Genomic DNA, 20,457 nt, shown 5'->3' with positions numbered 1-20,457 from the left:
TCAGCGACCTTCCGCGTTGTCACCCTGTTGGGCGGTACGCAATGCCCGACAAGATCCGCGCCAACACGCTACCTGGAGCAGTAGCCGCGGGCGGAGGCATGTCGGGAGTCCGCGAGCCGGTGTTATCCGCCGCAGGGCGGGTCGTAGGCCAGGTCCGGTGACACGTACTTCTTCCACAGGGCAGGACTCATGGCCTCACGCGTCGACGCGCACAAGATCGCACGGGCGCGGGCGGAGTCGGTCTGCCAGAGTCGTACGGTGCCATCCTCGCCACCGGTGATCAGCAAGCCTCCGTGCGGACTGAACTTCAGTGCCGCGACCGAGTTGATGTGGCCCGTGACCGGGAGCCCATAGGCGGCCGCGTGGGCGGGGTCGGAAATGTCCCACAGGCGGATCTGCCCGAGGGCGTTGCTCCCCGCGAGCAGCTTGCCATCCGGAGCGAAGCCGACGCCGGTCACGATGCCGCCGCTGAGCAGCGGTTTCCCGATGGCTTTCGGGGACATCGGTCGGGATACGTCCCACAGCTTGATTTTGCTGTCTCCGCTGCCCGTCGCGATCAACCGCGAGTTCGGGCCGGCGGCCAGGGACCAGACCACTTGGGCACTGGCCACCCGCTCAGCCAAGTAGGGAACGGTTCCGTCAGCGGTCCGCCACGCACGGACGGAGCCGTTGATGTCCCCGCTGTAGATGTACCCGCCGCGGGGCACGGCGGCCAAACCCCTGACCGGCCACCGCTGTCCACTCAGTTCGCCACCAAGTGCTGCGGGGCGCAGTGGGTCCGACACATCCCAGGCGCGCAGCCCGCCCACATAACCGCCCTGCAAGTTCATCGAGGCCGCGACGAGCGTGTGCCCACCGGCGTCGAAGGCGAGGGCTGAGACCGGCTTCGTCTGCTCAGGAAGCGGCCCACCGGTCTCCACCGGACGGGCCGGCGCAGAGACGTCCCACAGTCGCACGTCACCGCCGCTGTCTCCGGTGGCCAGGACAGTCGTCCCGGACTTCCCAGGTCTGATAGCCAGCGCGTCCACCCTCGTACGGAATGGCGGAAGCGCGCCGAGCCAGGTGAGTCGGCTCGGGTCGGAGACGTCCCAGAGAGTTACTCGGAGGCCGGAGGCCACCGCGAGAAGCCGTCCGTCACCGGTCTGCGCCAGCGCGCCGACCCCCTGACCGCCATCGGTGACGGCCAGTGTCGGAGGCAGCCGCCATAGCAGCACCTTGCCGTCCCCGCCGGCGCTGGCGAGGGTTCGCCCGGTGGTGTCGAAAGCCAGACGGCTGACGACGGTGGTGTGTCCGCGCAGCAGGGGGGCGATCGCCCTTGTCTGCGCCGCGGCACCGACGTTCCAGAGGGTGATGCTCCCCGAGTTGTCGCCAGTGGCGAGCACCTGCCCGTCCGGACTGAAGGTGACCACGTCGACGGTGGTGCTATGGAACAGAGTGGTGGTCATCTTCGGCCGCTGTCGGTCCGATACATCCCAGACGAGCACCTTGCCATCGCCCCCAGCTGTGGCCATCACCTGCCCAACGGGGCTGAACGCCACCTGGTGGATCACGCCCTTGTGACCGCCCAACTCGCTCCCCAGCGCTTCGGGGAGGGACGGACGCGATACGTCCCACAACCGCAACAGCAATCTACGGTCGGTGCCCGGGCCTGTGCCGCCGCTGACACTGAGGGTGGCGCCGTCCGGGCTGAAAGCGACAGAGGTAATGCTCTGCCGCTGGACGGATACCACGGTGCTCAGCCGTTGCGGACGCCTCGGGTTGGAGACGTCCCAAAGCTGCACATCGCCGGTCGACGTGCCGTTCGTCTCGAGTCTGGTGCCGAGAGCCAGCACCCGGTTGTCGGGGCTGAGCTCCAGGCTCACCACCTGGCCCTCCGACACCGCCACCGGATCCGACAGCGCCACCGGGTGACTGGCGTCGGAGACATCCAGGATCCGTATGCTGCCGTCCGAGCCGCCTTGGACCAGCAGGTCGCCCCGCGCGTTGTATTCGACCGGTCCCACGTTGACCCCCTCCCCGGCGCTGAGTGCGGAGGTTACCGGGGCCGGGTGGACCGGGTCCGAGGCGTCCCAGAACCGCACCTTGCCGCCGGCAGTGGCCAGTCGGCCGTCCGGGCCGAACGCCACTGAGGGAAAGGCGCCGAACTGCCCTGGCAGCGGCGTGGACAGCACGGAAGCCGTCGCCGTCATCAGCCGCGTGCGCAGTCCGGCCGTCGGCCGCATCCGGTATGCGACGAGGTCGAGCTGCGCGGCGAGCGCACCGTTGGTTTCGCGTTGACGATCCGCCTCGGCGCTGACCCGGTCGAAGATGGCGTTGTCGCGCTGTTCCAGAGCATTGCCCTTCTGGACGAAGCCAAAGATCGCAAGCCCCGAGGCAAGCAGCGCCAGCACGACGACGACCGTCACCGCGCCGCGCCGGATTTGTCGGACCCTGCGCTGGTGGCGCCGGGAAGCGGTGAGGAACCCTGTGACCAGTGGGGTGAGGTCCTCGGGGCTCGCGCCCGACGCCCAGGCGCGGGCCACCTCCAGCTTGGCCCCCTTGTACAGCACCGTCGCGTCGTTCCGTCCGCCATGTTTCCAGGCGACGGCTGCCTCTTCCAGCTCCTGCCGGACCGGTACACCGCTCCTGCCCGACCCTATCCACTCCTGGCGCAGCCGTGGCCAGGCCCACAGCAGTGCCTCGTGCGTGACCTCGACGGTGACGACGCCGTCCTCCCGCTCCGCGCTCTGGGTGAGCAGGCGGGCGCGGGTGAACCGTTCGGCGACATCCGGGACCGCCTCCGGGTCAGCGGCGGCCAGCAGCAGATCGACGCGAGTACGACGGCGGCGAGTGACTTCCCCGTTCTCGCCGATCCTGATGAGGCCGAGGAACATGAGCCGCGTCGCCTGCTGGGCGGACGGACTCAGCTTTCCGAACTCTTCCTCGGCGGTGGCCGCCACTGCGCCGTCGATGCCTCCCGTGTCTCGGTAGCTGTCCACGGTCAGCATGTTGTCCCTGCGCTCCAGCCAGGTGGCCCGCAGCGCGTGTCCGAGCAGCGGAAGCCGCCCGGCCTCGTACGCGCCCTCCTCCGGTCCGGCCGCGCCGCGCAGGTCACGCAGAATGACGTCCACCAGCCCCGGCGCAAGCGACAGACCGCCCCGCGCGGCTGGTTTGATCACTGCCTTGCGCACCTCGTCGTCACTCATCGAGCCGACGATGACCTGGCGGTTCATCAGGGCGTCCCGCAGGTGGGGGAACGCGGTGCAAGAGCTGTAGAAGTCTGAGCGCAGACCGTACACGGCCAGGATGACGGGCTCATCCGTACCGGTCAGGCCGACGAGCACGTCAACGAAACTGCTGCGTACGGACTCGTCCTGGCAGAGGGTGAACAGCTCCTCCAGCTGGTCCACGACGAGTACCACCCGCCCCTCCGGCGGAAGTTCGAGCCGCTCACGTATCAGAGTGCTCAGGCTGCCGGGACCGGCTTCCATTGCGTCTGCGACACGCGCTTCTTCAGATCCGGTGAGTCTGCTCAGGCCGGAGACGAGCGCCGCGAGCGGATCAGCGGTGGGGGTCACCAGCAGTTGTGGCCAGCGCCTGGATCCGGGCAGCTGGCCCTTGGCCAGCTCGGGAAGCAGCCCGGCACGTAGCAGCGAAGACTTACCTGCACCGGAGGGAGCGACGACGACCAGCGGGCTGTGATCGGTCAGACAGAGTTCGAGCTGGTTCATGATCCTGCTGACGAGGACTTCCCGGCCGAAGAACCACTCCGCTTCGTCCCTGCCGAACGCGCGCAGTCCGGGGTACGGACACTCCTCGACCGTCGAGGGGGTGGTGGTCCGTACGGACTCCTCGCTGCCTGAGTGATGGTGCTCGTGGACGCCGCCGTGGACGACGACCATGCCCCCCGCCGACTGATATACGGTGCCACGCTGAGTGGCCCAGGCATGCAGCTCGACGTCCCCGGCCGTCTCCCCGCGATCCCGGCGGGACGTCACGGAAGCCTGATGTTCGTCATATCGCGACCTGACTGGTACACCTGTGCGTCGCCGCTGGCTTGCGCCCGCATCTCCAGACTCCGTGGGGCTTCCCACCCCTGCTTGCTGTCTTCACCCGCTTCGGCGGTGAGTTCGGCGACAATCTCGGCAAGCGCCTGTGCCGCCGTCTCGTCAGTGGCGAGCAGCTGACGGAACCGCAACCGCCAAGCGGCGGCGAGGTCGAGCGCGTCTTCCTCGTGGGCCGGGCTGAGGAGCAGTTCGCGGGCGTCTCCCAGCTGCTCTTCCACGGCGGCCACCTGCTCCGGGCGGTGCCATAGCTGTCCGACCAGCGTCCGCGCCCGCTCCCAGGCATCGGTAGCGAGCGAGTTCATCACCGTGGTTGCAGCTGCCGTCGCCAAGGCCGTCAGTTGCTCGTCCATACGCACCCCCGCGTCCAATTACCGTGTTCTATAAGCAAGTTGATGCTACCGACAGTGTTGATGCAAGTTTCAGGAGTGACCAGAATTCGATCGTCGCGGACCGAGGCTCCGCCAAGCTCGTTGCCACGGGGTCAGTGGGACTGGTGTGATGCGCCGGTGAAGTCCTCACGCCGGCGGGCGGGGTGATCGTCAGCACGAGATCGTCTGGCGCGGGCTGGGCGAACTCGAGGCGGAGGCACCCGAGGGCACGTCCACGAACACGACCGCTCCCCGTACGACCAGCGGCCGAAGCCGGTCCTCGCGCGCGGCATCTGAATCTCCTTCGGCCCGGACTCTTTATCAGACCGGGTCATGATCCATATCGGAATGGATGATCACCGAACAAACGGTGGGACGAACGGGGAACGTCGCGCGCAGGCGAGTCACCGATCAAGGAGCGCGCGGTGCCCACCAACTTTTTGAGCGAGGACCGACGCAGGCGCTTCGGCCGGTTCGCAGAAGACCCGGAAGAGGGACAGCTCGTCGGTTCCTTCCTGCTCGACCAGCCCGGCCGAGGCCCGTGCGCGCACGAACCCCGCCAGGACATCGGTCTCGAACTCGGCGAGCTCCTCCTCGCTCACCGGCGCCCGGTACTCGCGCGGATCACGCACCACGGCCAGAGCCAAACCCACGCCTCCACGACTTCACTCGGACTGAAGGAATCCCGACAGGGATGAGGCTTGCGCACTGCGGACGAGGTCGGGGCAGAACGGCCTGCGGTCACCCGGACGAGGTAACGAGCCCAGGTCCAGGCACTCTCAGTGGTGCCGGACAGCAGGAGATGAACGCGGAACTCGGGGACTATCGCTCAAAGGGGCTGAGACCACGTCGGGAACCCGGTGAACAGGTATCTTCTGGCCATGCACACCGTCGCCGTCCTCGCTCTGGACCGGGTGATCCCGTTCGACCTGTCCACCCCGATCGAGGTCTTCACCCGCACCCGTCTCCCGGACGGCCGCCCCGGCTACCAGATCCGCGTGTGCGCGGAGAAGCCGGAAATCGACGCGGGTGTCTTCACCCTGCGCGCGCCCTGGGGGCTGGACGGGCTCAGGGGCACGGACACGGTCATCGTGCCCGGTACCGACGACCCTGCGGCCCCGCTCGCCCCCGCCGTCCGCGACGCGCTCCGAGCAGCGGCCGAGCACGGCACGCGCATCGCCTCCATCTGTTCGGGCACCTTCCCTCTGGCCGCCACCGGGCTCCTCGACGGCCTGCGTGCCACCACCCACTGGATCGCGGCCGACCTCCTGGCCACCGCCCACCCGGACATCACGGTCGACCCGGACGTCCTGTACGTCGACAACGGCCAGATCCTCACCTCCGCCGGCGCGGCCGCCGGCCTCGACCTCTGCCTGCACATGATCCGCCGCGACTACGGCTCGGCCGTCGCCGCCGACGCAGCCCGGCTGTCTGTCATGCCCCTGGAACGTGAGGGCGGACAAGCGCAGTTCATCGTCCACGATTACGCGCCCACCCCGCAGGGCTCGGCCCTCGAACCCCTGCTCACCTGGTTGCAGGACAACCTGGGCTCCGACCTCACCCTCGCCGCCATCGCCGCCCGCGCCGGAACCAGCACCCGGACCCTGATACGCCGCTTCCGTGAACAGACCGGAACCACCCCGCTCCAGTGGCTCCACCGCGCCCGCATCCGCCAGGCTCAGCACCTCCTGGAGACCACACACCACTCCGTCGAACGCATCGGCGCTCAGGTCGGGTTCGGCTCACCCACCGCCTTCCGCGACCGCTTCAAGCGCACCACCGTCGTCAGCCCTCACACCTACCGCCGCGCCTTCAGCTGACCCCCGCTCTTCACACGGGGCCTCACCGGGCGCCGGACGTCAACGCGCCCGCCCTCGTCGGGGAGGACGTCAGGCGGGCGCGGACAGAGAGGCCAGGTGCGCACGGCCCACCTTAGGCAAGGGGCGGCACCACGTCCCGTGCGCCGTGCCGAACTTCGAGATCAGCTGCAGCGATGTTCCACCTCAAGCTGCCTCTCCCCCGTCACGGTCGTCCCGCTGTCGCCGACGGCATACACCGCGACGATGGCGGCACGCGCATGCCCCGGCAAGCGATCCGTGCGGTGTGTGCCGGTGGATCGGCCGCGTACGTCGGCAGGGTCAGTGCCGGCGCCCAACGGCTGACGCGAGCATGCGGGCCAGATCGTCGGGTCCGGTGCCGGCAGCGTCCAGGACGACGGCGAGCGGCCGGTGGCCGTCCGCCGCGGCGAGGCGGGCGATCGCACAGGCGGCGATACCGTCACCGGAGAACCCGGCGAGGGCCAGTCCGCCGCCGGACCGGATGCGAGAGCCGAGCGCGTCGTACACGGCGTGTGCGGCGGCATCGGCCTGGGCGCCGCCCACCGGGACGGGGCCGAGCAGCAGAAGTTCCTCAGGACCACCGTAGGCGCGGGCGAGTTGGTCGTAGAAGGCCCGGGAGGTGCCCGGCGCCTGCAGCAGGCCGACGGTTCCGGAGACCGCGTGGGCCCGGTGCCGCAGCACGGCCGGTGTGACACCGGTGTCCTCGGGTTCGGCCTGCACCGGACCTACGGCCGCTCGGGCACCCATACCGGACTGCGGGGCCAGGGCCTCACCGACGGTGGTGTGCTGCCCGGAACCGTTCGGGAGTTCACGCAGCAGCAGCGCGGCATAGGCGAGGAGTTCGGTGATCTCGGAGAGCCGGACCTGGTCGTAGGAGGCGGTGAGGACCAAGCGGCCGCCCCCGTCGTGGTGGGCGATCAGCGTGACCGGGAAAGCGGTGCGGGCACCGAGGGTCTGCGGCGGCTCCACCTCGATGCCGGACGCGGCAAGCTCGGCCTCCAGGTCGGTCAGGACACGCGACGTCGCCTCGAAGGTGAGCAGGGTGTCGGCCGGCGGGCGCGGGCGGCGGGTCCAGGCCTGGATCTGGCCCGCGGGCACCCATTCGTATGCGGCCTGGTTCAGGCAGCGGTCCCGCAGGTCGGCGATCAGCTGGGGCACCGTGGCGTCCGGGTCGACGAGCACGAACTGCGGCAGCGGCCCTGCCAGGGCGCCGGGGGTGCGCTCCACCCCTTCGAAGAGGATGCTCCGGCCGGCAGCGGTGGTGGCGAAGCGCACGCGGTGACAGTCCCTCGGCCCGGCTGGCGCGGTACAGGAGCAGTGCCCACACGGCTTGCAGGGCAGTGGACTCGCTACCACCCCAGGCAGCGGCCCAGTTGGCTAGCCTTCCGGTCTCCTCCTCGGTCAGGCGAAGCCTCGACCGGCCCTCGGCGCGGCCGCCGGTGTCGGTGAAGAGCGGCGGTACGGGTACGAAGTATCCGGTGTCGGCGCTGGTGAAGTAGTCCTCGGCGGCCTCCGTGTCCTGAGCGGCGAGCCAGAACACGTAGTCGGTCATGTCGGGTCGGCGCTCGCCGCCGGGCAGTGGGGCGGTGCGGAGGCGGGGTCCCCCGGCCCGCCTCCGAGGAGGGCATCTCCGGCTCGGCCTGGTCGTCGAAGGCGGTGCGCAGCACGGACTCGTGCGCGAACACCGAGCACCAGGCGGCCGTGAACCGCGCCACGTCGAGAGGTCCGTGCCAGTCCCAGGCCGCTTGCTCGACCTGGCGGTCCGGATCGGGGTGGGCGTCGGCGTCCGCCAGCAGTTCGCGCTGCAGAGGCGTCGCGGCCAGGCGGCGGGTCATGAAGGAACCGCGGGCGCCGTGGGTGAGCAGGTCGGCAAGGGCCCTGAGAGGGAACGCGGTGTGCTCACCATCCGCCCCGTCCGTGAGGCGCAGGGTGTGCTGACCGGGCCCCCGGCTCTCGAGGTCGAACGTCCAGGTGGGCGCGTCGGGATGTCGGGTGGCGATGGTGTCGAGCGCGGCCTCGATACGGATGGTCTCGATCGGCCCGTGCAGCTCCAGTACGGGCAGCGCGTTGCCGCCGAGCTCCATGACGACGTGATCGGCTCGCCCTGCGGCAGACGCGCGAAGCGGCTAGTGGCCATCGGCAGTCCGGGGGTGCGCCGGCGAAGCCCCCTCCCCCTCCTGTGAGGGACGCCGAGGATCCCGGGAAACACCAGGGAATCCGGATCCGGTTCGGACGGTCTTCAAGTGAAATCCAGCATCCTTCGAATACTCCTCGAGCACTCCCGTCGATTGTGGGTGCCATGGGGCCACGACACCCCGCGGCCCGACGACCCGGAGGCGATGAGCGGTGATGGACCTTCCGTACCCGGATCCTCCGGTGGGCGGCCTGCTGCGGCAGGCCGCCGTGGGAACGACGGGCTCCCCCTGTGCCCCTCACTCCGCCACGGCCGGGTCCCGACGCGGCCCTCCCAGCTACCCGTTGAAGCAGCCGACGACCGTCTGACGCCGACGGCGAGCCGATCCGTTCCGACTGCCCAAGGAGTCTGTGATGTCTGGTGAGCGTGTGCACCGTATGCGGCACTCGGTCGAGGTGGCGGCGCCGGCCGGAGTGGTCTACGCCCTGCTCGCGGACGCCGTGCGCAGGCCGCTCTACTGTCCGCCCGTCCTGCACGTCGAGCGCCTCGACTTCGACGGGACCCGGGAGCACTCGCGCGTGTGGGAGAGCGCGGGCGGTCACATCAGGCCCTCGCTCTCGACGCGGGTGCCCCACCTGCACGAGCGGCGTGTCGAGTTCGTGCAGCTGAGGCACGAGGCGCCGGTCGAGTCGATAGGCGGGGAGTGGACCGTCGTGGAAGGCGCGGGCGGGCGCAGTGTGGTGACGCTACGGCACGAGTACACCGTCGCGGGCGACCACGGTGACGACGTGGCCTGGGTCGGCCTCGTCACCGGCGACAACGCCCGGGCGGAGCTGGAGAGTCTGCGCCGTATCGCCGAGCGCCGGGACGGGCTGGACGACCTGGTGCTGTCCTTCGAGGACTCGGTGCGGGTGAACGGGCCGGGAGAGCTGGTCTACGACTTCCTGTACCGGGCGGCCGACTGGCCCGGCCTCGTACCGCACGTGCAGCGCTGCTTCAGTCGCTTCCCGTCCTCGAAGCCTCTGAACAGCAGGTTTCCCTGAGACTGGTGAAGCGACCGAGGATGCATCGGGCGCTCCGCTTCAGTCTCCGCCCGGGGTGCCACCCTCGAGTGGATCTTGAGCGCTCCTGGAGTACTGCCGGAGCCCGGGTCGCTTCGGTCGCTCCCGCGACGACCTCGGTTGCGAGTCACTTGAGTCACTGGCACGTCCGAGGCTCGTGCACGCACGGAACCAGGGCCGCCTCCGCCTCCCCATGGAGATCCCGGCGATGCTGAGCTCTGGTGAGGTCCCCCGAAACGCGGCGCACGCCCTCCGGCGTCGAACGCGAAGGGCCGGGCCGGGCCTGCCAGGTCCCACGAAGCCACTCCCCCGGCGAGTTCGGCGTTTCTGCTCGTCGGAACCGCCGGCAGCCGCCCACCCATCGTTCTCAGGTTGACACCTCAACTTCGGCCACGCTGAACCACCCGGGCCGCACCTCGACCAGCAGGGGTTGCAGCGACTCCACTGCAGACCGCAGTTCCTGATTCGTGGGCCCAAAAAGCTCCGGCAGACTCCGCCCGTAACAGCGCAGCCGCCAAAGGTCGAAGATCTCCCTCCCGTCGGCCGCGAAGTCCACATCGGTTTCAGAGCCGTGGCTGCTGATGAAGCGGCAGCCAGCTCCGTTGCCTTGGAGGATGGCGCGGTGGTAGCGCGGCGGGGCGCGGGGCATGTCCCACTCCCCCAGCTCCAGGTCCGAGGGCTGGGGTGCGCTGGGGTCGGGGTCGGGCACAGCGTCCAGCGGGCGCTCTATGGGTTCGAGGTCGGACCGGGCCCACCAGACGATCCTGCCGGCAGGACTCTCGACTTTCGAGGCAAAAGCAGCCTTGCGCACAAAAGCGACCCACAGAACAGTCCCGCAGGCGCCCGATCTCCAGACTCCCGGTGTCCCGGTCCCCTGACCCACGTGAGAGGCCGTCAGATCGGCGTACAGGGATTTTCGGCGGCTGTGATCATGCCTCGACACCTAGAACTGGGCTGTGCCAAGAGGTCGTGACTGAGCGGGACGTAGGAAAGCCAGCCGCGATCTCGTCGAGTGGGTGCCCGCGAAACATCAGGGTGGATCGTGACCTGATGAGCTTTTACATCTACACCGCAAGGTGTCTGGGCCCGATCTTCCGCAACGGCGTCAGCAGAAGTTCAGCTCCTGCGGTCCCCTTGTGCGGGTATTCCCGCAGCACTCCGGCGCGCTTCTTCGGGGTGGGGTACGTGGCGCCCAGCGGCGTCAGTCTGCTGTCCTGATGTGGAGCTGCGATGGTGACTGGACCTCGACCAAGGATTCCCGACCTATCACGGCGTGATAGGTCGGGAGCAGTTGGAGAGCGTGCGTCGTGGGTGCTGCCCCATGCTGCCCCCATGCGCAGCAACTGCTTCAGCGATGCGGCCTCACCCGGTCAGGTGCTCGGCCTTGCCCCGAGGGCCGCTCACCGCTATCGGCCCGGAACAGTCGGCAAGGTCGCGACGTAGGCGAGGGCACCCTCATCCCGGCCGGCCTCCCCCAGCAGCCACAGCCGTCGCTTCGAGGTGGTAGCCGAGCGAAGGGCGTCCCACCTCGATGGCATCGTCGCATCGGCCCTGGCGTCAGCAGCTCGGGCCGCCCGACTGCGACGCCGCCCCGCATCCGCCGCCTGCCTGGGGGCGCCGCACCCCCAGCACAGCAGGAAAACCCAGATGCCCCGGCCCGGCACTCGTCCCTACGCTTCCCGGCATGGACAGCACCGGGGCCGAGCGCCTCCTGAACGTCGTGGATGTCGAAGCCACTTGCTGGGCCGGCGACGAACCGCCGGGCGCGGTCAGCGAGATCATCGAGATCGGGCTGACGGTCGTCGACCTGGCCACTGCGGAGCGCCTCGCCCGGCATCGGATCCTTGTGCGTCCCGCCCGGTCCACGGTCAGCCAGTTCTGCACGGAGTTGACCGGCCTCACGCAGCGCGAGGTGGACGGAGGGGTCAGCTTCGCCGAGGCGTGTCGGCTGCTGGCGGCCGAACATCACGCCGGGTTCCGCCCGTGGGCCAGTTGGGGCGACTACGACCGCAACCAGTTCACCCGGCAGTGCCAGGCCACCGGGACGCCCTATCCCTTCGGCCAGCACCACACCAACGTCAAGGCGACCTTCACCGAGGCATACGGCCTACGCAAACGCCCTGGTATGGCGCGGGCCCTGGAGATCGCCGGGCGGCGGCCCGAAGGCCGTCACCACCGCGGCGAGGACGACGCCTGGAACATCGCCGCCCTCGTTCTCCACCTGTCCGAGCGGGGTGTCTGGCCGGATCTGCGCTGACCGCGCTTGACAACCCTCTGCACGCGGAGGCCGGACAGCAGATTGGGGCCGGGCGCATCAAGACGGATCACCAGGATTATCTCTCAGTCCACGGCATATTCCGCAGAGCCAGATGCACCGAGACAGGACACGGATAATCGGCGGAGCCGAGGAACCATTCGCAGGATGACCTCTTGGCCGGACCGCCTCCCACGCGGCCTCGGTCCGGCCACAGTGCAGCAGGATCTCGGCTGTTGGCCAGCTGCCGGGCCTGCTGCCTTGGCCAGCTGCTTTGGCCTGCTGGACGAACGGCTCCATCACGCGGCGAGCCCGCTCAAAACCTCCAGATGCCCCTGCTCCAACAGGAGCTTCACCAGCCTCAGGGGTGTCCCACCAAGAAACTTCGCCTGCCACTCAAGATCGTCAATGTGCACCCCCGGAGCACAGAGGCGTCCGCTCACAGCTACGGCTTGGGACAGTTCCGCCCATGGACTCTGCCGACCTATCACGGCGTGATAGGTGGGGATCAGCTGGAGACCTATCACGCCGTGATAGGTCGGCATCACTCTGGTTGTACCGACTTACCTGCGTGTCATGTGGTCTCGGCAATTGAACTCGGCGAGATCGACCTGCTGGGACGGCCTGTAGACGGCCATTCCGATCCAGCCTGTGCGGGAGCAGACCTGATCGTGGCGGGAGGCACAAGTCCAGATGCTGTGGTCCGTGCACGTGTTGTCGTGATCGATGCGAGTGCTCGTGAGCAAAGCTCAGGTGATGCGCTCGCTGTTGTCGAAGAGCGCGGAAACGACCGTGTCCCTGATCAGATTGTCGGCGGCGGCTGAATCCTGACCCAGTTCGGGCGGTTGAACTTTGACCCACCGGGTCTGTTGCTGGTGTTCAGTCGGTGTCGTGTGTGGCGGTGGGGACGCGTCCGAGTTGGCGTCCGCGCATGCGGTAGGAGTCGCCTTTGAGGGAGTGGACCTCGGCGTGGTGGACGAGGCGGTCGATCATGGCGGCTGCCACGGTCTCGTCGCCGAAGACCTCTCCCCAGCGTCCGAAGGGTTTGTTGCTCGTGACGATCACGCTCGCTCGTTCGTATCTGTCCGAGATCAGCTGGAAGAACAGGTTGGCGGCCTCGGCTTCGAAGGGGATAGCCGACCTCGTCGATCACGATCAGCGGATAGCGGCTGAGCTTGGTGAGCTCGGCCTGAAGGTGTCCGGCGTGATGGGCGGCAGCCAGGCGGTCGACCCATTCGGCAGCGGTAGCGAACGCGACGCGGTGGCCGGCCTGGCAGGCACGGACCGCCAGTCCGATCGCCAGGTGCGTCTTCCCGGTGCCCGGCGGGCCCAGAAAAACGGTGTTCTGCTTCGCGGCGATGAAGTCCAACGTGCCCAGATGCGCGAGCTGTTGGCGAGTCATGCCGCGCAGATGGGTGACGTCGAGTTCCTCGATCGTTTTCATCGCGGGGAAGCGGGCGGACCGGATGCGGGCCTCGCCGCCGTGGGACTCGCGTGCGGAAACCTCCCGCTGGAGGCAGGCGACCAGGAACTCGGTATGCGTCCAGGTCTCCTTCAACGCGCGCTCGGCCAGTCGCTCGGCGGCATCCAGCAGCGCAGGGGCCTTCATCGCCCGGGTCAGGAAGGACAGGTCGGCGGCGGTCTGACGGCCGGTTTGGGGCTTGCCGGGGCTGGCCTTGGTGGCGGTGGGTGACATCAGGAGACCTCCGGCTCGTCGTGTCCGCCGCCGCCCTCGATGAGGGTGAACATGCGGTCGTAGGAGTCGAGCTGTCGCTGTTCGACCTCGACGAGGTCAGCTGCGGTGGCGGCGCCTGCCTGGCGGGCGGCCAGGGCCCGGGAGGCTTGGTGGTGGCGGTAGTCGCCTCGCAGGAGGGCTGCGGCGCGGGCATGGACGGGGTCGGTGATCGTCTGCTGTTTGGCCCAGCAGCGCGGGTGGCGGGCGACTTCTGCTCCGCCGGGGGTGAGGGTGACGATGACCTCGTCGGTGTCGGTGCGGACCTGGACTTTCTTGCCGATGGCCAGGGGGTGCACGGAGTGGTCGCAGGTATCGACGCGGATGTAGTGGTCGCGGCTGATGCGGGTGGCGAAGCGCCACCAGCGCGGCGGATCGACGGGCGGCAGGGCGAGCATCTGGGACCGGTCGGCCTCCCACCGGTCGATCGGACGGGCACCCAGGGTGCGGTGCTGACGCCGGTTGGCGATGTTCAGCCAGGCGGTCAGCTGGGTGTTGAAGTCGTCCGGTCCGGTGAAGGTGCGGCCGGGCAGGAATGACGTTTCCAGATAGCCGTTGTGCCTCTCCACCAGCCCTTTCGCCTCGGGGTCACGAGGCCGGCAGAGATAGATTCTGGTGGCGAGAAGGCCCGCGAACGCGGCGAAGTCGGTGGTCACCTTGCCGCGGCCGATGCCGGCCTCGTTGTCCCAGACCAGCATCCGTGGGACCGCGTTCCAGCAGGTCAGCAGCTTCCAGTGTCCGTCGATCAGGTCTCCGGTGGTGCGGGTGGGCAGCATCCGTGCGGCACTGACCCGCGAGTAGCCCGAGACCATCACGAGGACCGGCGGGTGTCCGCTCTGTCCGTAGCCCAGCGGGGTGTCGACCGGCGGGAACCACAAGTCGCACTGGGCCAGCTCGCCGGGCTGATACGTCGTGCGCGAGACCGGATCGACGGGCAGATAAGCCGGACGCAACTCGCGGACCCGGTCCTTGAGGACCGTCATGCCCTTCTCCCAGCCGATCCGCTCGGCGATCACGGTCGTCGGCATGCTCGGAGTCTGCTTCAGCAATTCCCGAATCTGCGGCTCGACCGCGTCCACCGCCGAGCCCCTGACCGCCCGGGAGTACACCGGCGGCCGGTCAGTGGCCAGCGCCCGCTTCACAGTGTTCTTCGAAATACCCAGCTGCCGGGCGATCGCCCTGATCGGCACCTGCTCGGCCCGGTGCAGCCTGCGGATCTCTGCCCAGTCCTCCACGGAAATCACCCTCTTCTCCTGACCTTCGATCAAGATCAGGATGGTCGGAAGACCACGAGGTGGGTCAGTTTTGATCCGCCGTCAGAGGGTCACGATTCACCCGTCGCCGACACAGATGAGACAGGCTGCCGATGACTTCGTCGGTCCACCGAAACGCACGAACCTGCTCAGCCGTCCCGAAGTTGGCCGGCCGCATCCCTTCAAGTGGCCACCCACGCAGCTCACCAGGGGCTGCCATGGACTCCAGTCAGAGAGCTTCCGCGTCTACCAGTCCCCTACTCCGCCTGCCCCTCGCACATCGACCGTAGGTAACTTCACTTCCCGGACCGAAGGGTCAGGAAGAGCGAGACGTACAGCAGATAGTCGAGGCTGACTGACACGCTCGCCGGATGGTTCAGAACGACTGGGATCGGCGCACCATCGACGAGACAGGTCACGAGGGGGGTGGGTTATCACGGCGTGATAACCCACCCCCCAGCAAAAAAAGATACGTAGCTAACGCGTGGCGCATCCAGTTGGCCTATCGCGTTAGTAGAGTGACGGGCTATGACGACACCTGAATCCAGGGGCGACCGAGAGAAGGTCGTCTCCAAACTGCCCTCCTGGCTCCGCCAGGAACTGAAGATCCGCGCCGTCCAGCACGGCATCGACATGCAGGAAGCCGTCGAAGTCGGCATCACGGCGTGGCGCGGACTCGGATCCAACCTCAGCTCCATCGACACAAGCCGCGCGGAATCCTTCGCGACCTTTCTGCCCGCCGAACTGTGGACAGGCTTCCGAGCCGACTGCAAGCTCCGGGGCGTATCCCTCATCCAGGGCCTCGCGCAGTCCGTGCAGGTATGGCTCGACAACCATCCGGCGCCGGCCGTGAAACGACCGGAGATCGTCCGACGCTTCATCGTGTGCAACCAGAAGGGCGGAGTGGGCAAGACCGCGATCACTGCTGGCACAGGAGAGGCCCTCGCGGAGGCCTCCACAACACTCGTGCCAGTACGCGTCTCCAAGCACTTCGCGGCCCTACTCCGCGACGACGAGAACAGTACGCAGGACCCGCTTCTCCTCGAGGACCTGCCCGGGCTCGGCCAGCGAGTCCTCCTCGTCGACTTCGACCCGCAAGGTCACCTCACCCGGCAACTGGGGCAAGAGCCCCTCCCCATGGGAGGTGACTCACTCACCAACCACATGGCCGGCGAGGGCAAGGGAGATCTCCACGACCTCATCGTCCCCATCGACGAGGACCGCTTCGGTGACCGTCTTCATCTCCTGCCCGCGTGCACCGACGCCTTCCTCCTCGACGTCCGGCTGGCCTCCGTACGCGCACGCGAGGCTTCCCTGGAACGCGCCCTGTCCCCCATCGAGGCCGACTACGACGTCATCCTCGTCGACTGCCCGCCCAGCCTCGGCCTGAGCATGGACGCCGCCACCTACTACGGACGCCGCCGCCCCCAGGAATCCCCCGGCAACTCAGGCGCCCTCATCGTGGTCCAGGCCGAAGACAGCAGCGCCGACGCCTACGGGCTCCTGACGTCCCAAATCGAGGACATGCGCGCCGACCTCGCACTCGACGTCGACTACCTCGGCCTCGTCGTCAACCACTACGACGCCCGCCGCGGCTACATCGCCACCTCATCCCTGCAGTCCTGGATGGACATAAAGGATCCCCGCGTCGTCGGCGTCATCGGAGACCTCAAAGAACAGAAGGAGGCCGTCCGCGCCAAGCGACCCCTCCTCGCCTACGCGCCCCGCTGCGACCAGTCCGTCGCGCTACGCGCCCTCGCCCGGGAGATCAGCAAGTGAGCAAGGCCAAGAACCTCGGCGCCGGAGCGTCCTTCGCGCAAGCCCGCCCCATCAGCGCCCGCCGCGCCGCCATCGGCGCAGCCACTGGAGCACCCACTGACGGAGTTCCCGATCCCACCGAACTCCCCCTCGGCGTCATCAGCCAGAACCCTGACAACCCGCGCGAGGAACTCCGCGACCTTGACGGACTGGCCGACAGCATCCGTGAGATCGGACTCATCAACGCCATCACGATCGCCAGCGTCGAGGCCTATCTCGCCGAACGCCCGGACCGGGCAGAGGACCTCGACGAAGGCGCTCGGTTCATCGTCATCGACGGCCACCGCCGACTTGAGGCCGCCCGGCTCGCCGGCGCTCCCAAGATCCGGGTCAGCGTCGACAACGCCCTCGTCTCCACCGACGAGTCCCTCCTCGAAGCAGCTTTCGTCGCCAACGTCCACCGCGACGACATGAACCCGCTCGAGCAGGCCCAAGCACTGCGTAAGCTCGTTGAGTTCTACGGCTCGCAGAACAAGGCAGCCAAGAGGCTGGGCATCGGGCAGTCAACGATCTCGTCGAAGCTGTCGATCCTCGACCTCGACCCGGAGCTTCAAGCGGACCTTGTCGCCGGACGCCGCAAGATCGAGCACGTGCGCAACCTGTCCAAGCTGCCCCCGCCGGAACAGCGGCAGAAGGCCGACGCACGAGCGGCCGCTTCCACTGAGCAGAAGCCACCGGCCGCCCCTGCCGGGGGAGTGGGCCAGAGCATCGACCCACCGCAAGCTGGAACACCGGCTGCCGCACAGAACACGCCGCGGGAACAGCCGGACCTATCACGCCGTGATAACCCCGCCCGTCCAAAAGCGGAGAGCACCCCTGAGGAGTTGCCTACACAGCGAACAGAGACAGGCGGTCAGCAAGCGGATGTAGCAGAGCTTGCACCGGGGGAGTCGGGCTTCGTTCCACTCGGCCGCGTCACCAAGATGCCGTGGCACGACGGTGACTCCGTTGCGGAACTCGTGCTGCAGAAGATGGACTCAGAGCAGCAACAGGTCCTCCTCTCGCGGCTTCTCGCTGTACACAGCGAGGTGGCTAGCAGCTGAGCATCACTTCGGGTGGCGCGGTCAGGACACGTCGAGAGGAACTCCGCCTGCCCTGCACAATCCGATACGGGGCACCGCCAGGTCCCCCTCAGGACGCACGACAACCATCAGCTGGCCCCGCGTACCCGCGACGTGGCCGCGGGGCCAGTACGAACGCTGTCCTGTCAGAAGCATTCGCTGACCGTACGATGAGCAAGCTGAGGACGCCTCTGCAGGTAGCCGAGACCACGTGGGGCTTGCGCGATCGGACCGTGCACGAGGTCCTCGCCCTCAGCGCCGCAACGAAGACTGCGGCGTCGAGGTGCCGGAGGCAGGTTCGGCAACTATGACCGCCGTCGGCCAGTGGCAGGCCGGAAACCCGGACATCGTGATCGTCAGCGCCGCCGGCTACGACGTCACCCGCCTGGCCTGGGTCCTGCGCGACTCTGCCGGTCGAGCTGATGGGCCGGGTCCGCTCCGACCGCGTGATGCGGCTGCCGAAGCCACCGCGGATGCATGGCGTCAACGGCCGGCCGCCCAAGCACGGCCCGGAATTCCGGTTCACCAATCCGGAGTCCTGGCCCGAGCCCTCGATCACTACCGTCACGACCAGCTGCGGCAAGGCCGAAACCCAGGCGTGGGACCGGGTCCGCCCGAGGCCCACCCGCCGCTCTTCATGGCTCGACCACGACGGTGAACTTCCCTTGGTCGAGGGCACGTTGATCCGGCTGAAGGTCGAGCACCTGTCGAAGGACGGCAACACCCCACCGGTGTGGTCATAGTCGTCGAAGACCGGTGCCACTGCGGAAGACCTAGACCGCTCCTGGCAGCATTTCTCCGCCGCTTCGACCTGGAGCAGGCCTTCCGCTTCGCGAAACAAACCCTCGGCTGGACACCCCGAAATTCCGTACTGAGGCACGCCGTCCTGCATACGGATGCGAAGAGATGTCAGCTCTTGGCGATCGGGGTCGGGTGGCGGCCTGGCATCGGCCCGGCCTCACGCAGGATTGCGGTGAGGCAAGGTCGGGGTGCCTTGGCGGGTGTCAGTTGTCGAGCCCTGCGTCGCGTGCGAGGAGTGCGGCCTGGACGCGGTTGGTGACGTCGAGGGCAGCGAGGATGCGGCTGACGTGGGTTTTGACGGTGCTGTCGCGCATGTTGAGCTGGGCGGCGATGTCGGCGTTGGTGTCGCCTCGGGCGAGCAGGGCGAGGACGTCTCGTTCGCGGGGGGTGAGTTTGTCGAGGCCGGCGCGGGCCGCGGTTGCCTGGGGGTGGTTGGTGGCGTGGTAGCGGTCGATGAGGCGGCGGCCTGCGGTGGGGTGGAGCATCGCCGAACCCGCCGCGACCAGGTGGACGGCGCGCAGGATCTCGTCGGGGTCGGTGTCCTTGAGAAGGAATCCGTCGGCCCCGACGGCCAGGGCGTTGTAGACGTACTCGTCGAGGTCGAATGTGGTGAGGGTGATGATCTTCGGCGGGTGGGGGAGTTCCTTGAGTCGGGTGGTCGCGGTGATGCCGTCCATGCGGGGCATACGGACATCCACGAGAGCGACATCGACGCGGTGCGCGGTGGCCTGTTCGACGGCCTGGAGTCCGTCCACGGCCTGGGCGACCACGTCGATGCCTGGATCGCTTCCGAGGAGGTCGGCCAGGCCGAGGCGGACCAGGGCGTCGTCGTCGACGATCATTGCGCGGATCATGCCGGGGTGCCGTTCTCTGTGTGGTTGACGGGCTGAGGGATGAGGGCGGACAGGCGCCAGGTACCTGCGCCCGCGGGGCCGGCGTTGAGGTGTCCGCCGAGGGCGGTGACGCGTTCCCGGAGACCGACGAGTCCATAACCGGATTCCACTGCGCTGGTTTTCCCGGTGGTTCCAGGGGTGTTGCTGACTTCGACCCATGTGGCGGGCGGCTGGTAGTCGATGCGGATGCTGACGTGGGCGCCGTCAGCGTGTTTACGGACGTTGGTCAGTGCTTCCTGGACGATGCGGTACACGGCCAGGCGGTGTGTGGTGGGGGCCTGTTCCGGGTCGCCCTCGGTCGCCGTCCCGATGTGTTGGCCGGCCCTGCGTGCTTCATCGACGAGCTCTTCCACATCCCGCAGGACCGGGCGGAGCGGGGCGTCGGTCTGGGTGGGGTCGGGCTCGTGCAGGGCCCCCAGAACGTCGCGCAGGTCGCCCAGGGCCTGGGTGGAGGCGGTGCGTAGCAGGGCCAGTCGTTCGGTGACGGTTTCGGGCAGGTTGTCGTTCCGGGTGAGCACTCCGGTGTGCAGGGCGATCATGCTGAGGCGGTGGGCGAGGACATCGTGCATTTCCGCGGCGATGCGGGATCGTTCAGCGACGCGTGCGGCCTCCTCGCGCAGGTGCGCTTCGACACGCAGGTGTTCCACGTCGGCGGCGAGAGCACGCAGGAGACGACGGCGGTTGCCGAACCACAGCCCGAGCACGAGGGCGAAGACCCACACGATGATCGCGGTGAGGTAGGACTCGTCGGCCCACAGACGGGTCGGTGAGTAGCCCAGGAAATTGGCGGCCAGGACTGCGGCGATGCAGCCTGCAGCGGTGCGTAGTCGGCGGGTGGCGGCCAGGTCGAACAGGACGACGGCCAGCAGTGGCATCGTGAGCGAGCCCCACCAGGCGGTGGCGGCGGTGACCAGGACAGGGGCGGTGGGCCACCGCAGACGCGGCACCAGCAGCGCCACCCCTCAGACCGCCACTGAGAGAATGATCGCGGCGCGCGTCAAGCCTCCACGGGCCGTCACGGCGTCCACGGCGGCGGTCAGTATGAAGAACGCGACGAGGGCTGTGCGTCCGGCGACGGCTGCCCACTTCGACACCTTTTCTGTGCTCACGTCTGTCAGGCTAGGCCGGGCGACGGGGCGATTCGTCAGCCGGTCGGCCGTGCCGGTCTCCTACTTTCGTAGGAGGAGCGCGACGCACA

17 protein-coding genes and 1 pseudogene are annotated in these 20,457 nt (G+C 68.3%); 6 read left to right on the top strand and 12 right to left on the bottom strand.

The window, feature by feature from the left end; genetic code table 11:
* Positions 1 to 122: 122 nt before the first annotated feature.
* The 3 genes from ACFYQ5_RS28200 to ACFYQ5_RS28190 form a co-directional block, all read right to left on the bottom strand.
* Positions 123 to 3,881, bottom strand: a complete 3,759-nt coding sequence (locus ACFYQ5_RS28200; RefSeq protein WP_389201566.1) for an NACHT and WD repeat domain-containing protein — start codon at positions 3,879 to 3,881, stop codon at positions 123 to 125.
* 92 nt (positions 3,882 to 3,973) lie between these two features.
* Positions 3,974 to 4,396, bottom strand: coding sequence for a hypothetical protein (locus ACFYQ5_RS28195; protein WP_389201565.1), 423 nt, complete (start codon positions 4,394 to 4,396; stop codon positions 3,974 to 3,976).
* A 422-nt stretch (positions 4,397 to 4,818) separates the two neighbouring features.
* Positions 4,819 to 5,067 carry a hypothetical protein gene (locus tag ACFYQ5_RS28190; protein ID WP_389201564.1) on the bottom strand — a complete coding sequence of 83 codons (249 nt, stop codon included), beginning with the start codon at positions 5,065 to 5,067 and terminating at the stop codon, positions 4,819 to 4,821.
* 228 nt (positions 5,068 to 5,295) lie between these two features.
* On the opposite strand from ACFYQ5_RS28190, the gene ACFYQ5_RS28185 reads away from it, so the two are divergent.
* Complete coding sequence (locus ACFYQ5_RS28185; RefSeq protein ID WP_389201562.1) at positions 5,296 to 6,234, top strand: GlxA family transcriptional regulator; 939 nt, start codon at positions 5,296 to 5,298, stop codon at positions 6,232 to 6,234.
* 318 nt (positions 6,235 to 6,552) lie between these two features.
* Here ACFYQ5_RS28185 and ACFYQ5_RS28180 read toward each other — a convergent pair whose 3' ends face one another.
* Together ACFYQ5_RS28180 and ACFYQ5_RS28175 are read right to left on the bottom strand one after the other, a co-directional pair.
* Entirely contained in the window at positions 6,553 to 7,527 is a 975-nt protein-coding gene (locus ACFYQ5_RS28180; protein ID WP_389201561.1) for a hypothetical protein, read from the bottom strand.
* Between the two features lie 74 nt (positions 7,528 to 7,601).
* A complete protein-coding gene (locus ACFYQ5_RS28175) occupies positions 7,602 to 8,336 on the bottom strand; it encodes a hypothetical protein (protein ID WP_389201560.1) in 735 nt (244 codons plus the stop codon).
* A gap of 463 nt (positions 8,337 to 8,799) precedes the next feature.
* Here ACFYQ5_RS28175 and ACFYQ5_RS28170 point away from each other — a divergent pair, with 463 nt between their 5' ends.
* Positions 8,800 to 9,429 (top strand): SRPBCC family protein, encoded by a 630-nt coding sequence (locus tag ACFYQ5_RS28170; RefSeq protein WP_389201558.1) that lies wholly within the window; start codon positions 8,800 to 8,802, stop codon positions 9,427 to 9,429.
* Positions 9,430 to 9,814: 385 nt separating this feature from the next.
* On the opposite strand, the gene ACFYQ5_RS28165 is transcribed toward ACFYQ5_RS28170, so the two are convergent.
* A complete protein-coding gene (locus tag ACFYQ5_RS28165) occupies positions 9,815 to 10,258 on the bottom strand; it encodes a DUF6896 domain-containing protein (RefSeq protein ID WP_389201557.1) in 444 nt (147 codons plus the stop codon).
* An 873-nt stretch (positions 10,259 to 11,131) separates the two neighbouring features.
* Here ACFYQ5_RS28165 and ACFYQ5_RS28160 point away from each other — a divergent pair.
* Positions 11,132 to 11,704 (top strand): exonuclease domain-containing protein, encoded by a 573-nt coding sequence (locus ACFYQ5_RS28160; RefSeq protein WP_389201555.1) that lies wholly within the window; start codon positions 11,132 to 11,134, stop codon positions 11,702 to 11,704.
* Between the two features lie 876 nt (positions 11,705 to 12,580).
* Here ACFYQ5_RS28160 and ACFYQ5_RS28155 read toward each other — a convergent pair.
* The 3 genes and pseudogenes from ACFYQ5_RS28155 to istA all read right to left on the bottom strand — a co-directional run bounded on the left by ACFYQ5_RS28155 (position 12,581) and on the right by istA (position 14,677).
* Positions 12,581 to 12,793 (bottom strand): ATP-binding protein, encoded by a 213-nt coding sequence (locus ACFYQ5_RS28155; protein WP_389201672.1) that lies wholly within the window; start codon positions 12,791 to 12,793, stop codon positions 12,581 to 12,583.
* Positions 12,794 to 12,893: 100 nt separating this feature from the next.
* Positions 12,894 to 13,310: pseudogene (locus ACFYQ5_RS28150) on the bottom strand (ATP-binding protein); the annotation flags it as partial.
* Positions 13,311 to 13,396: 86 nt separating this feature from the next.
* A complete protein-coding gene (gene istA, locus ACFYQ5_RS28145) occupies positions 13,397 to 14,677 on the bottom strand; it encodes an IS21 family transposase (RefSeq protein ID WP_389201553.1) in 1,281 nt (426 codons plus the stop codon).
* Between the two features lie 537 nt (positions 14,678 to 15,214).
* Here istA and ACFYQ5_RS28140 point away from each other — a divergent pair.
* The 3 genes from ACFYQ5_RS28140 to ACFYQ5_RS28130 all read left to right on the top strand — a co-directional run bounded on the left by ACFYQ5_RS28140 (position 15,215) and on the right by ACFYQ5_RS28130 (position 18,308).
* Entirely contained in the window at positions 15,215 to 16,465 is a 1,251-nt protein-coding gene (locus ACFYQ5_RS28140; RefSeq protein ID WP_389201552.1) for a ParA family protein, read from the top strand.
* The gene (locus tag ACFYQ5_RS28135) at positions 16,462 to 17,547 is read left to right on the top strand and encodes a ParB/RepB/Spo0J family partition protein (RefSeq protein ID WP_389201550.1); all 1,086 of its coding nucleotides are present in this window, start codon (positions 16,462 to 16,464) and stop codon (positions 17,545 to 17,547) included. The genes ACFYQ5_RS28140 and ACFYQ5_RS28135 overlap by 4 nt, the downstream gene beginning before the upstream one ends.
* Positions 17,548 to 17,987: 440 nt before the next feature.
* On the top strand, positions 17,988 to 18,308 hold the full coding sequence (locus ACFYQ5_RS28130; RefSeq protein WP_389201549.1) for a transposase: 321 nt from the start codon (positions 17,988 to 17,990) through the stop codon (positions 18,306 to 18,308).
* 261 nt (positions 18,309 to 18,569) lie between these two features.
* Here the strand turns inward: ACFYQ5_RS28130 and ACFYQ5_RS28125 are convergent, their stop codons facing one another.
* The 3 genes from ACFYQ5_RS28125 to ACFYQ5_RS28115 are packed head-to-tail and all read right to left on the bottom strand — an operon-like array spanning position 18,570 to position 20,368.
* Positions 18,570 to 19,220 carry a response regulator gene (locus ACFYQ5_RS28125; protein WP_389201547.1) on the bottom strand — a complete coding sequence of 217 codons (651 nt, stop codon included), beginning with the start codon at positions 19,218 to 19,220 and terminating at the stop codon, positions 18,570 to 18,572.
* A complete protein-coding gene (locus ACFYQ5_RS28120; protein WP_389201546.1) occupies positions 19,217 to 20,206 on the bottom strand; it encodes a sensor histidine kinase in 990 nt (329 codons plus the stop codon). Before ACFYQ5_RS28120 ends, ACFYQ5_RS28125 begins: the two co-directional genes overlap by 4 nt.
* Positions 20,207 to 20,221: 15 nt before the next feature.
* Positions 20,222 to 20,368, bottom strand: coding sequence for a hypothetical protein (locus ACFYQ5_RS28115; protein ID WP_389201544.1), 147 nt, complete (start codon positions 20,366 to 20,368; stop codon positions 20,222 to 20,224).
* Positions 20,369 to 20,457 lie beyond the last annotated feature (89 nt).

Origin of the sequence: Streptomyces sp. NPDC005794 (assembly GCF_042871445.1) — a bacterium.
Lineage (GTDB): Bacteria > Actinomycetota > Actinomycetes > Streptomycetales > Streptomycetaceae > Streptomyces.
This window is presented reverse-complemented; position numbering and strand designations above follow the sequence as displayed.

Coding starts and splice junctions, on each gene's coding strand:
- ACFYQ5_RS28195 (WP_389201565.1), bottom strand. CDS start 4,396: ATGGACGAGCAACTGACGGCCTTGGCGACGGCAGCTGCAACCACGGTG.
- ACFYQ5_RS28200 (WP_389201566.1), bottom strand. CDS start 3,881: ATGGTCGTCGTCCACGGCGGCGTCCACGAGCACCATCACTCAGGCAGC.
- ACFYQ5_RS28170 (WP_389201558.1), top strand. CDS start 8,800: ATGTCTGGTGAGCGTGTGCACCGTATGCGGCACTCGGTCGAGGTGGCG.
- ACFYQ5_RS28185 (WP_389201562.1), top strand. CDS start 5,296: ATGCACACCGTCGCCGTCCTCGCTCTGGACCGGGTGATCCCGTTCGAC.
- ACFYQ5_RS28140 (WP_389201552.1), top strand. CDS start 15,215: ATGACGACACCTGAATCCAGGGGCGACCGAGAGAAGGTCGTCTCCAAA.
- ACFYQ5_RS28125 (WP_389201547.1), bottom strand. CDS start 19,220: ATGATCCGCGCAATGATCGTCGACGACGACGCCCTGGTCCGCCTCGGC.
- ACFYQ5_RS28160 (WP_389201555.1), top strand. CDS start 11,132: ATGGACAGCACCGGGGCCGAGCGCCTCCTGAACGTCGTGGATGTCGAA.
- ACFYQ5_RS28130 (WP_389201549.1), top strand. CDS start 17,988: ATGGGCCGGGTCCGCTCCGACCGCGTGATGCGGCTGCCGAAGCCACCG.
- ACFYQ5_RS28175 (WP_389201560.1), bottom strand. CDS start 8,336: ATGGAGCTCGGCGGCAACGCGCTGCCCGTACTGGAGCTGCACGGGCCG.